The 11,733-nt window shown below is 59.2% G+C and carries 10 protein-coding genes and 1 tRNA gene; 9 read left to right on the forward strand and 2 right to left on the reverse strand.

Annotated elements, in window-relative coordinates:
- The 8 genes from EOA27_RS06555 to EOA27_RS41985 form a co-directional block, all read left to right on the forward strand.
- On the forward strand, positions 1 to 245 hold a 245-nt coding region (locus EOA27_RS06555; protein ID WP_281059398.1), incomplete at its 5' end, for a FixG Ig-like domain-containing protein.
- Complete coding sequence (locus EOA27_RS06560) at positions 242 to 739, forward strand: FixH family protein (protein ID WP_126057792.1); 498 nt, start codon at positions 242 to 244, stop codon at positions 737 to 739. The genes EOA27_RS06555 and EOA27_RS06560, both read left to right, overlap by 4 nt.
- Positions 736 to 3,009, forward strand: coding sequence for a cation-translocating P-type ATPase (locus EOA27_RS06565; RefSeq protein ID WP_126059322.1), 2,274 nt, complete (start codon positions 736 to 738; stop codon positions 3,007 to 3,009). Before EOA27_RS06560 ends, EOA27_RS06565 begins: the two co-directional genes overlap by 4 nt.
- Before the next feature lie 5 nt (positions 3,010 to 3,014).
- The gene (gene ccoS, locus EOA27_RS06570) at positions 3,015 to 3,170 is read left to right on the forward strand and encodes a cbb3-type cytochrome oxidase assembly protein CcoS (protein WP_081714250.1); all 156 of its coding nucleotides are present in this window, start codon (positions 3,015 to 3,017) and stop codon (positions 3,168 to 3,170) included.
- A 612-nt stretch (positions 3,171 to 3,782) separates the two neighbouring features.
- The gene (locus EOA27_RS06575) at positions 3,783 to 4,127 is read left to right on the forward strand and encodes a hypothetical protein (protein WP_126057793.1); all 345 of its coding nucleotides are present in this window, start codon (positions 3,783 to 3,785) and stop codon (positions 4,125 to 4,127) included.
- Between the two features lie 280 nt (positions 4,128 to 4,407).
- Complete coding sequence (gene ubiM, locus EOA27_RS06580) at positions 4,408 to 5,589, forward strand: 5-demethoxyubiquinol-8 5-hydroxylase UbiM (protein ID WP_185928959.1); 1,182 nt, start codon at positions 4,408 to 4,410, stop codon at positions 5,587 to 5,589.
- A gap of 269 nt (positions 5,590 to 5,858) precedes the next feature.
- Positions 5,859 to 7,007 carry a GGDEF domain-containing protein gene (locus tag EOA27_RS41980; RefSeq protein ID WP_245454738.1) on the forward strand — a complete coding sequence of 383 codons (1,149 nt, stop codon included), beginning with the start codon at positions 5,859 to 5,861 and terminating at the stop codon, positions 7,005 to 7,007.
- Positions 7,001 to 7,666 carry an EAL domain-containing protein gene (locus EOA27_RS41985; protein WP_245454739.1) on the forward strand — a complete coding sequence of 222 codons (666 nt, stop codon included), beginning with the start codon at positions 7,001 to 7,003 and terminating at the stop codon, positions 7,664 to 7,666. Before EOA27_RS41980 ends, EOA27_RS41985 begins: the two co-directional genes overlap by 7 nt.
- 1,454 nt (positions 7,667 to 9,120) lie before the next feature.
- Here EOA27_RS41985 and EOA27_RS06590 read toward each other — a convergent pair.
- Together EOA27_RS06590 and EOA27_RS06595 are read right to left on the reverse strand one after the other, a co-directional pair.
- Positions 9,121 to 10,443, reverse strand: a complete 1,323-nt coding sequence (locus EOA27_RS06590; RefSeq protein WP_126057794.1) for an integrase — start codon at positions 10,441 to 10,443, stop codon at positions 9,121 to 9,123.
- 114 nt (positions 10,444 to 10,557) lie between these two features.
- A tRNA-Ser gene (locus EOA27_RS06595) sits at positions 10,558 to 10,647 on the reverse strand.
- 327 nt (positions 10,648 to 10,974) lie between these two features.
- On the opposite strand from EOA27_RS06595, the gene EOA27_RS06600 reads away from it, so the two are divergent.
- Positions 10,975 to 11,670 (forward strand): 50S ribosomal protein L21, encoded by a 696-nt coding sequence (locus tag EOA27_RS06600; RefSeq protein ID WP_126080686.1) that lies wholly within the window; start codon positions 10,975 to 10,977, stop codon positions 11,668 to 11,670.
- Positions 11,671 to 11,733: the final 63 nt, after the last annotated feature.

The raw sequence follows: 11,733 nt of genomic DNA on the forward strand, positions 1-11,733 counted from the left end.
TCGTAACCATGCAGGGCCTTGAAGGCGCTGACATGGTCGTCGTCGGCGACGACATCCCCGCAGGCCGTTCCTTCGCCATTCCGGTCGAACCCGACCGCCTGAAAATGCTGAGGGTCTTCGTTCGCCAGCCGGCGGACCAGATCCGCGCTCCGGCACAGACCTTCAAGTTCCGCGTCGAGGACAGAGCCAGCTTTGAGTCGAACGAGTACACCGCCACCTTCAACGCGCCGGAGCCCCTCAGATGACTGCCAATGTACAAAAGCCTCGTGAATTCACCGGCAGGCACATGCTGGTCATCATCCTGGCCTTTTTCGGCGTGGTCATCGCAGTCAATCTGACCATGGCAACGCTCGCCAGCACAAGCTGGACTGGCCTCGTCGTCGAAAACACCTATGTGGCGAGCCAGCAATTCAACAAGAAGGCCGAGGAAGGACGGGCGCAGGCAGCACTTGGCTGGACCGGCAAGCTGACCATCGCATGGGGCGAAGTTCGCTATGGCCTCGCCGACGTCGCCGGCAAGCCGGTTCCCTTGCACGGCGTCAAGGTGCTGTTTCGCCATCCCGCGTACGAGAAGGAGGACAAGTCGGTCACCCTCGCACCCGCCTCGGGCCAGGAATTCGCAGCCCAGCACATGCCGAAGGACGGCGTCTGGATTGTCGAAGTCGACGCCGACGCCGGTCTGGACAAACCGTATCGCGACGTCCGCCGGATCATGATTTCCAATGGAGCGCTGCAATGAGTTGTTGTGCACCGGGCGCCGAAATGGCGCTTGATCTGGTCAACACCGGATCGGTCCTGCCGTCCAGCCAGGAGATCAGGCTGGCGAGCCGATCGCTTGGCGATGATCTTCACCAGACCGATCTTTCAGTACCGACGGTTCATTGCGCAGGCTGCATCCAGACGATCGAGACGGCGCTGGGAAAGCTCGATCGCGTCGAGAGCGCCCGCGTCAACCTGTCGACGAAACGGGTCTCTGTCCGGTGGCGTGGTGACGAGGTCCCACCGTTCGTCGTCGCGCTTGGGCGGCTAGGCTACCAGGCGCATCTCTTCCCTTCCGAGGTCGGCGACAAGGACAGGACGTTATCGGATTTGATCCGCGCGGTCGCGGTTGCCGGCTTTGCGGCGGGCAACATCATGCTGCTTTCGGTCTCGGTCTGGTCCGGCGCCGAAGGTGCTACCCGCGACCTGTTTCACTGGGTCTCGGCGCTGATCGCCATTCCTGCCCTCGCCTTCGCCGGCGGCATCTTCTTCCGTTCGGCCTGGAATGCTTTGCGCCATGGCCGCATGAATATGGACGTGCCGATCGCGGTCGGTGTTTCGCTCGCCTACGCCATGAGCCTCTACGAGACGATCAACCATGGCGATCACGCCTATTTTGACGCGTCGGTATCGCTGCTGTTCTTCCTGTTGATCGGCCGCACGTTGGATCACGTGATGCGCGAACGTGCCCGGACCGCTGTGAAAGGCCTGTCCCAGTTGGCCGCACATGGCGCCATGGTGCTGCGCAGCGACGGCGCGCGCGACTATTTGCCGGTCGGCGAGATCGAACCAGGCATGCGGTTGTTGATCGCAGCCGGTGAGAGGATCCCCGTCGACGGCAAGATCATCCAGGGAACGTCGGATCTCGACTGCTCGCTGGCCTCAGGCGAAAGCACGCCGAAAAACGTGGCGCCGGGCGAAGCAGTTCAGGCCGGCGTGCTCAATCTTACCGGCCCGCTGACGATTGAGGCGACAGCCGCCGCGAAGGATTCGTTTCTGGCGGAAATGGTTCGTCTTATGGAAGCCGCAGAGGGCGGCCGCGCGCATTATCGCCGGATCGCCGATCGCGTTTCAGCGCTCTATGCCCCGGTGGTTCATCTCACAGCCTTCGCGACGTTCCTTGGCTGGATGGCGGTGACCGGCGACTGGCACCGGGCGATAACCATCGCCATTGCCGTTCTGATCATCACCTGCCCGTGCGCGCTCGGCCTCGCCGTACCGATCGTTCAGGTGGTCGCCGCGCGGCGCCTGTTTGAGAACGGCATCATGGTAAAGGACGGTTCTGCCATGGAGCGCCTGGCGACGATTGATACAGCGGTGTTCGACAAGACCGGAACGCTCACGCTCGGCCAGCCCCGGCTGGTCAATGCATCGTCGATCGATCCGGCCATGCTGGCAGTCGCGGGAGACATGGCTACGCATTCCCGCCATCCTTTTTCAAAGGCCATAGCCGGTTTTGCCCATCCCGGCGGGCAGTACAAATTTGATGCCGTCACCGAGCATCCAGGGTTTGGAATCGAAGCCACTGGAGCCGGAAGCACCTGGCGGCTAGGCCGACGCGGATGGGCTGGATGGAGAGCCCGGACCGGTGGTGAAGGCAAACATGGCGGAACCGTGCTGACAAAAGACGGGTTCATTGTCGCGACCTTCGATTTTGAGGACGCGCTGCGCGCAGACGCCAAGGCGGCGATCGGGCAATTGAGCCATGCCGGGGTGTCAGTGGAAATGCTGTCGGGCGATACTGCGGGTGCCTGCGGTGAAGTCGCAGAAATGCTGGGTGTCAAGGACTTCGTTCCGTGCCTGCTGCCATCCGGCAAGGTCGAGCGCATCGAGACCCTGGCGAAAGACGGACACAAGGTTCTGATGGTTGGCGACGGCCTCAACGACACGCCGGCGCTCAGCGCGGCGCATGTCTCGATCGCTCCAGCTACCGCCGCCGACATTGGCCGCAATGCCGCCGACTTCGTATTCCTGCGCGAAAGCCTTCTGGCAGTGCCTCTCGCGCTGGACGTCTCGCGCAAGGCGGGACACCTGATCCGCCAGAACATCGCGATTGCGATCGTCTACAATGCGGTGGCAGTACCAATCGCCATCCTCGGGCACGCCACGCCTTTGTTAGCGGCGATTGCCATGTCTGCCTCATCGGTGCTTGTTATTGGAAACGCATTGCGCTTGCACGGCTTCGGGGCGAATGCGACGCTGCAAGTTATTCAAAAAGTCGGACGCTCCGCAGTCAGCTATTCGGCATAATCCTCGTGACGACGTTGCTCTATCTCATACCAGTGGCCCTTTTTCTGGGTGCACTGGGTGTGTCCGGCTTCGTCTGGGCATTGCGAAGCGGTCAATACGAAGATCTCGACGGAGCCGCCGAGCGGATACTAATTGATCGGGACGACAAACCGGAACGCTGATTTCAATCCGCTGTGCATAAGATGCGCGGATCGCGCTCGTCAGTCGAGCCGGCTCGGTCGGGAACAAGCTGTCCATGCTCCATGCTCCATGCTCCATGACCATCTTGACCTAAGCTGCACACTACATTTGTGAAAAGCCTCTGTCGTGCGAAGGACTGCCTCCCATTGCACCCAGTATGAGGCGGCTGATGCCACGAGAGTACCTCGCGTGGCCGGACGAGAGCTTGGCCATGTGCGCACGGGTTCCAAAGTGGAACGTCACGGTCGATCACCTGACCGTGAACCGCCAGTGCCGATTGGTCATGTCTGGCTGATCCAGATCAGGGTCATACTCATCGGTGTGTTCTATTGACCAGTCTTCGACGGAGAAATGCATGACTTACGGAAAGATTGGTCGTCATTATCAGCACCTTCACGGTTCTGGGTTTTCTGTCGTGTGGTCGGCCATGCCTTGTGCTTACGGCGCAGCCATTAGCTGACCGGCGTCGTGTGTATCTCGCTTGCTGGCTGACCATCCGCGTGGCTGCGCGGACACGGGGGCCGATCAACAGCTTTCGCCTTTGATGGGTTGTGTGCGTCGAAAGTGGCCTTCTTTGGGCTGACTTCGTAGAAATGTTCCAGGGCTCGCATCCAGCGCCGAAGATCCTCGTGATGTCAACGTGCTGCGGAGCATCATCGGGGTTGGGACGTGCGTTTTCGAGATCGATCAACCGTCCGAAGTTGATCATTGGTTCGAGTGACGCGCGCTATTTCGACGACTATGTCGCCGCGTGGGCTTTGCTCTATCGGCGACTGAATTGCAAGGACATCGACATCGAAGCCATGCAGCAGGTTCTTGATGAGATATGCGCGGTCGTGGATAAAAGTTTCCGCTACCTTGGCTGGGATGACGAGAGAGAGCGCTACGTTCGATACCCTCGCAAGAGAGCCCGCTTCGACGTCGTGGAGCGTGAGTAGTATGCGCAAGGGTTCCAGGTGGAATGTGGCGATCGATGCGGCGCGGCCGTGGCTGACCAGCGTCGCGAGTGTCTCGCTTGCTGGCGGCGATCTGCGCGGCTGCGCGGCCAAAGGGCGGGATCGGTTAGCCGCATCCACCTCTGAGCGCTTTGAGTGCTTCGTTGCCGATCGATGCGAATCTCCCGGCCCAGCGCCTTTAGGCAATGCGGCGGCCACGGAGCTCATGTCACTCGGCTCAGTTCCACCGTTACACGAGGATAGGCGACCGGATGGCGGCACGCTGATGGGCTCTGACGATAATTTTGACATCGTTGTCGTTGGAGCCGGCCCGGTCGGCCTTTCGTTCGCTGCGTCGCTTGCCCAAAGCGAACTCAAGGTGGCAGTTGTTGAACAGAACACATTCGATAGTCTGGCGAATCCGGCTTTCGATGGTCGCGAAATCGCGCTGACCAACGCTTCGATCAGAACCCTTCGCGAGCTCGGCGCCTGGGATGTCATCCCGGCTTCGGACAAATCAGCACTTCAAGGCGCGCGCGTGCTCAACGGCTCGAGCGCATTCGCTCTTCGTTTCGATCCTCCCAGCAACTCTGGAGAACCGCTGGGGGTTTTGGTTCCAAATTGCCGGATCCGCGAGGCGCTGTTCAAAATCGTCCGCTTGCAGGATCGCGCCCGGCTGTTGTGCGGCCACTCGGTCGTCGATGCAACAAACAGCCAAGAAGGAGCAGTCGTAACGCTCTCTAATGGCGCGCGTTTAACTGCTCGGCTGGTTGTTGCCGCGGATTCGCGTTTGTCCGCCACGCGTGATCTGCTAGGCATCGGCGCCGATATCAACCGGCTTGGCCACTCGATGCTGATTTGCCGAGTGAGGCACGAGCGCGCCCACCACCAGATCGCCATCGAATGGTTCGATCACCATCAGACGATAGCGATGTTGCCCCTCGCGGAGGGCATGTCGTCGCTGCTGCTCACATTGCGCTCAAACGAGGCCTATAGACTGCTTGCCTTCGATGATGATTTGTTCCTGTCGGAGTTGACGAAACGGTGTCGAGGGCGCCTTGGAAAAATGACCTTGGCAAGCAAGCGCCACACCTATCCGCTGGTCACGACCTGGGCGCACAAATTCCGGGCGCCGAGCGCCGCACTCATCGGCGACGCTGCCATCGGCATGCACCCGGTGACCGCTCACGGATTCAACATCGGTCTCAGCAGCCAGAAGCAACTCGCCCGTGGAATCATGACTGCGTGCCGCGACGGCCGCAATGTTGGCGACCCCGACATGCTGCATATATACGAAAGGCGGCTGCGCCTGTCGGCGGCGCCGCTCTACCATGCAACGAACATATTGATTGGACTCTACTCCAGAGACCACCTGGCGGCACGGCTTGCAAGGCATCTGGGGCTTCGCTTTGCCCAACATGTTCCCCTTGTCCGGCATGGGATATCGGCGGAGCTCCAGCGGTGATACTGCACCAGCAGTCGCATTTTTGCGCGTGCTGGGCGAGCGATGGGAGAGAGTGCATGATGCACCGGAGTAATCCTGCTCCCCGACGCTGATCTCCGATTGAAGAATTAACCCGTCCTTCAGGGGGGCTGCATAGGCTGCGGACAAGCAGGAGTAAGCAAGCTGACCCGTCCAGCCTTGGAAAAGAAGATCCGCTGGAGGCGAGAATCCTTCAGGACCAGCTCGCTGATCTGAGGGCAGGCCTTTTCGTCTCAATGCCGATAAGCATTGTGCTGTCCGGGCTGATTTTGACCGTGCAGGCCCTTTCCGGGAACGGTCTTGCTGGCGCGGCCTGGTTTTCGGTCGTTAATGCGATAAATGCCGCCCGCCTTGCACTCGCCCGTCATCAGCTGAAGGAACCCGGAGTCCAGGATGATCTGACACGGGTTTGGCTGCGGCTTCGCTGGTTTGGCAGGCTTGCTCTTCTGGCGGGATTCACCTGGTCATTCCTTGCCATCCTAACGGCTGGATACACGACGTCTCAAGCATCGCTGCATCTAATAATTCTGGCGGGCATTTCAGCTGGCGCGGTCACGTACGGCAGCTCATATGCTGCGGCAGCGATATGCTTCATCACACCGCCACTCCTCATTGCCGCCGCATGTTTGCTGACGAAGGGAGCCCCGGAAAACTACATTCTGGCTTTTGCCGTCCTGCTTTTCGAGGGCGGCCTGGTTCGATCCTCGTTCGTTGGACAAGCGCGCTTCCGTGACGCGAGCCGCCTGAGACATCAAGCCGAGCGGCTTGCCGCGGAAATGGAGCGCAATTCCAGGGAGGACCATCTTACCGCGCTCCTCAACAGGCGGGGCCTCGAACATGCAATCGATCAGTTTGAGAACACCGATGGACCCTTTGTGGCCATGCTGATTGATCTGGACGGGTTCAAATCTGTCAACGGTACCTACGGTCACAGAACGGGTGACGAGCTGCTTGCCAGGATCGCCCGCCGAATAGAGGAAGAAGCACCGGAGGGCTCAACGCTCGCCCGCATCGGTGGGGATGAATTCGTGCTGGTTTTTTCTTCGCGAAAGAATTCTCCTTCTCCCACCAATCTCGCGTCCAATCTCATAGCCAAGCTTGCTCGCCCCTATCCTGGGATCGCATCCGTCCGCATTGGAGCGTCTATAGGAATCTACTTGGCTGAAAACCCCGGACTGACGGAAATGTTGTTGCGGGCCGACATCGCCCTTTACACAGCTAAGCGCCGCGGCAGGAATGAATTTTGTCTGTTCGGTGCCGAGCTAGCCCGGGAACTGCAACGCCGCCAGTCAATCGAACGCGATCTTCATTCGGCGATAACGATGAGAAGCTTGGTCGCTTGGTTTCAGCCAATCGTAAGACTCGAAACTGAAGCGTCGTCGGTTTTGAAGCCTTGCTAAGATGGTCTCACCCGCTTCACGGTCCCATTTCTCCGCCCGAGATCATGACAGCGGCACGCGAAACTGGAATGCTTCAGCTGCTAACTCAAACGGTATTCGCCGACTGTTGCGCTCTTATCGAGGGCTTGGTCAAAGCTGACCGTCGTGATGTTCGTGTGGCGATGAATGTTTCACCGCGCGAGTTGGAAGCTGGCGATATTGACGAGATGATTCTTAATGGTCTGGCGGCAAAAGACCTCCCTGCAACGATGTTCGACATCGAGATTACCGAAGAAGCCCCAGTGGATCCGGACAGAGTGGATGAAAAGCTCGGCCAGCTTTCACATGCTGGCATTTCTATCGCGCTCGAGGACTTCGGCACCGGTTTTTCGACGTTGGCATCGCTCAAGGACAGTCGGATCAGGAAAGTGAAAATAGATCAGGGCTTCATTCGCGGCTTAGCCAAGTCCCGGGAGAATCGGCTGCTTGTCAAAGCGGTGATTGACCTTGGTAGGACGCTCGGGATCGAGGTCATGGCCGAGGGCGTTGAAACAGAGGCAGATCGGCAAACTCTGTACAAGCTTGGCTGCAGAACCGCGCAGGGCTTCCTGTTCTCTAAGGCAGTGCCTCTCCATTTGGCACTTGATTCGGTAGTAAAAGAGCACGCGAAGGAGTTGTGACCGGCCTCTCCGTCCGTGCTGCTCGCGGAACTTTCATGTGGGGTGGACCTGACGCGCGAAAGCCGTTTCGGACGGTAGAGTTATTACGGGGGCGAAACTGAGCACGTGGTTTGGATAGCAGCAATCCGGTCCACCGGCGCACATGCAGCGGCTTCATACAAGCGTTCAAGTTGCGAGATGAGCTTGAGTGAACGACGTCGGAGAATTGCGTCCCTTGGACGCTGGTTTCGCGGTTCCCGTAGGATTCGATTACGGGAAGCGTTCTTGGCTGCTTCTCGGCTCAGCGCTCATCTGGATGAACAACGTACCCGCGGTCAAGGTTTTCGCGACCTCAACCCAGTCACCATCCCGCAACAGCAGCGGTCGGGTCCTGATCAAGCGCTCAGCCTCAGCACAGGTGCTGGAGCAACGGTAGAGCGCGGAAAACGTGTATCGGAATGCGCTGGCTCACCATAGGAAGCTGCCACGGCATGTCGAATGTCCCCAGGGGGCGGGACCGTTCCCTTGCATTTGTCTCGATGACGGGCTCTCAAAGCTAAAGCCAAGAGAGCTTTATAAAAATCGCACCCGATCGGCTGCGCAACGACGACCAGCTGAGGCCCGATCGGGTGCTAAGGTCGTGCCAAAAAAGGCGCGTCACTGTCGCATTTCTAGCCGGCTTGCGATCGGACGTCATCTCTTGGCGATCGTTGCCCCTTCTCTCAAATGCGCTTAGCGGCGCCGACGGCGAATAGCGCAAGCTTTTCCACCCGTTTCTACTCCACTACCGAGACTCGTCACCAACCTCCTTTTATTCGCTTCCATATGGCCCATCCTGTCTCCAATCGAGGAGGAGCGCGAACATGGGCCAAGCCGTAGAACGTCTCAGTCTCGGGAATTCTTCTGCTCGCCAAACTGCCGTTGTCACCGGCACCATATTTGGCAGGGTGACAGTGAACGACAAGATATCAGGCGTTCTTGTCTGGGCTGAACTATGCTTGCAAGCCATAACCCAAAAATCGCCGATCCCTTTGAATTCGAGCCGGATGAATGGGTGTTTCAAAATTTTTGGCGGTTTTAGGCAGAACCCTCCGATGGCCCGCGTACCGGTCAAGCTTCGTGAGCACTTTAGGTTCGTCGATCAGGCATAGGTTTGTATCCCATGCCACATGCTGGCCGTTTGCCTAGTTCGGAAGCCCTCGAGAGGCGTTGCTCGTCTTGGTATGGCGTCGCCCCTTTTTCCGATCCATCGGCCACGGAGCTAGAATGCTGTCTAGCTGTTGCCGCCTACTTGGTCATCCGGCATGGAGATGCCTATATACCGACCTTCGAAAGGCTGGAATACGAGGTCGAACAAATGCGGCGGAAGCTCGGAAATCGCGAGCGAGCGCAGCGCGTGCTGGCCACGCTCAACCTAAATGGCTCGGACAGCTGGAGCCGTGAGGTTGGTTCTCAAGGCCTGGATGGCGCCGCAATCACATTCGCCCGGGCGGGGTAAAAGCGATTTTTTGAAGCCACTCGCGCTTTTGCGCTAACGAAGGTCCCGCGCCGTATTTGGGCCGGATCCATTTGTGGCCCATCAGAGAAGCAATTACCTTCTCCGGCGCCTCAACTGCCGTCAGCCGGTCCTCGAAAGTGTGTCGCAGGCTATAAAGACTATGCTCGGAAGTCGGCAGAAGTTCCTTGCTGGCGAGCACCTTGTTGACGAGCGCTGAAAGTGACGCGGCCTTGTCGCGATAACGAGGAAAGCCGTCCGGATGGAGCTTGATGGCTGCAAGTGCGCCGCCAACCAAGGGAATGTCACGGGCTGAATGACCGGTCTTCAAGCGACGGCCATTGGGGCGCACCCGCACATGCGGGATTTCTTGATCGAGGTGGATTGTTTCGGTGGTGAGGTTTGCCGCTTCAGAAAGCCTGAGTCCGGTATCGGCAATCACATAGATTAGATGGCGGGCTTCGTCATTGAGTCCGTCGAGCGCGCCTTCAGCGAGTATCTTCTCCTGAATGAACTCCGCTGTGAACGCAGCGCGTTGCCCGGGGACGGCGCCGGAAAGACGCAGGTTTCGAAAAACCGGCTCCAGCTTGAGCTGGTGAGTCAGATCGACGACGCGCAGCATTTTCGAAACATGGCCGATGTCCTTGTTGGCCGTACCGATATCAAGTCCATCCTCAACGATCCGCTTTTGCCACCACTCGCGGAACGCGATTGCGTCGTCCCGAGTGAGGCTTGCGATCTCCTTGTCGCCAATGACTCCAACCAGATTGGCAACTGCGCGCTTTTTGGGGTTACGCCATTTCTTGATTTGGTTAGGCGACATGGTCAGCAAGTTCTGTTGCTCGATCGTCTCGAATTCCTTGATAAGACCGCTCAGGCGGACCGCTGGCCGCTTCTCCCCACCCATGACGGCCGAGACGTCCTGCGCGTCCTCGATCGATTTTTTGTCGAGGAGCAGCTTGATACGGGCCATGAGTTCGTCGAGCGGCCCCGCTGCTAGTTCCTCGTTAGAGCGATAGGCCAATCCAAATGACCGCGCGCGCTTCCTCGCGGCTTCGAAACGCAGCCCCGCCTCGGCGGATTGGCCTTCCCGCAGTCTACGCCAATACGCCTCCAGCCCCGCGCCGAGGCTTTGCACTGCATCTCGCGCCCGTACACCGCGGGGATCGTCAGCCACGGCGACGCCCGTGGAAATGCGTACTAGGCAGCGGCGATCAAACGCCGCGAATTCCTTCGGCACCCTGCGGACGAGATACCAGATGCCTTCACGTTTATGCGGCTTTGGCGCTGCGGAACGTCGCATTATCTTTCTCTAATGTTACACAGTTTGTTACACAGTCTAAGATAAGTTTCGCTTCGCGCTGGTCAAGCGCAACAAGGAAGCTTTTGAAAGGAAACGATTATTATGGAAGCTAAATGGCGGAGAGGGAGGGATTCGAACCCCCGATACCCTTGCGAGTATGCCGCATTTCGAGTGCGGTGCATTCGACCACTCTGCCACCTCTCCGCGAGGTCATGGTCGGCCGTTGCCGGCGCGGCGCACTAGATAACGGCTGACTGCTGGAGTTACAAGGCCCTATTCGAGCGAATTCCAGCTTCCACGAAAAGCAGCGGCGACGGCACACCCGCCTCCTTTGCCGCCGGCATGGCTCGGCGTGTCGTCCGGGCAGGCCTGTTTGCCTTGACTCCAACGCAACCTTCGGTTAGGGACAGCCCGCATTCGGCGTGGAGGCTCTTCCGCGCCGCTTGTTTTTTGAACCCGCAGACTGACAAAAAGACGGCCGAACCGCCCGAGGCGGTTCATCGAGGCCGACCGAACAGCGAAAGGCAAAAAATGTTCGCAGTCATCAAAACGGGCGGCAAGCAGTATCGCGTCGCCGCCAACGATCTCCTGAAGATCGAGAAACTCGAAGCCAAGGTCGGCGATATCGTCGAGATCGGCAATGTGCTCGCGCATGGCGAGGGCGAGAATGTCACCTTCGGCGCGCCGTTCGTCGATGGCGCCATGGTCACGGCGGAAGTCGTCGAGCAGGGCAAGAACCGCACCGTCATCGCTTTCAAGAAGCGCCGCCGCCAGAATTCGCGCCGCAAGATCGGCCATCGCCAGCTTTTGACCACCGTCCGGATCGCCGAGATCCTGCTGGGTGGCGCCAAGCCGTCGAAGAAGGCTGCCGCGAAGCCGGAAGCCAAGGCAGAGGCGAAGGCTGAAGTCGCCGCCGAGGCGAAGGCCGAGGTGGCTGCGAAGGAGCCGAAGGCCAAGAAGGAAACCAAGGCGGAGGCCGCTGCCGGTGAAGAGGGCAAGGCCGCGCCGCTGTTCAAGGCGCCGAAAGGCGAGCCGGACGACCTGACGGTGATCAAGGGCATCGGCCCGGTGGCGGCGAAGGACCTCGCCGAGCAGGGCATCATCACCTTCGCGCAGCTCGCCAAGCTCACCGACAAGGATGTCACCAAGATCGACGAGCACATGCCGTTCAGCGCCGACCAGATCAAGGACTGGCGCGAGCAGGCCAAGGAACTGGCGAAGAAGTAATTTTTCCGGCGACGATCGTCGCCGGTACGGACTTGAAACGGAACGCGAACGCGTTCATAAGAC

Source organism: Mesorhizobium sp. M2A.F.Ca.ET.037.01.1.1, from assembly GCF_003998075.1.
In the GTDB taxonomy this organism is placed as follows: Bacteria; Pseudomonadota; Alphaproteobacteria; order Rhizobiales; family Rhizobiaceae; genus Mesorhizobium.

Excerpts from the sequence above, each read along its gene's own strand:
- EOA27_RS06565 (WP_126059322.1), top strand. The coding sequence starts at position 736 with ATGAGTTGTTGTGCACCGGGCGCCGAAATGGCGCTTGATCTGGTCAAC.
- EOA27_RS06575 (WP_126057793.1), top strand. The coding sequence starts at position 3,783 with ATGTTCCAGGGCTCGCATCCAGCGCCGAAGATCCTCGTGATGTCAACG.
- EOA27_RS06600 (WP_126080686.1), top strand. The coding sequence starts at position 10,975 with ATGTTCGCAGTCATCAAAACGGGCGGCAAGCAGTATCGCGTCGCCGCC.
- EOA27_RS06560 (WP_126057792.1), top strand. The coding sequence starts at position 242 with ATGACTGCCAATGTACAAAAGCCTCGTGAATTCACCGGCAGGCACATG.
- EOA27_RS06590 (WP_126057794.1), bottom strand. The coding sequence starts at position 10,443 with ATGCGACGTTCCGCAGCGCCAAAGCCGCATAAACGTGAAGGCATCTGG.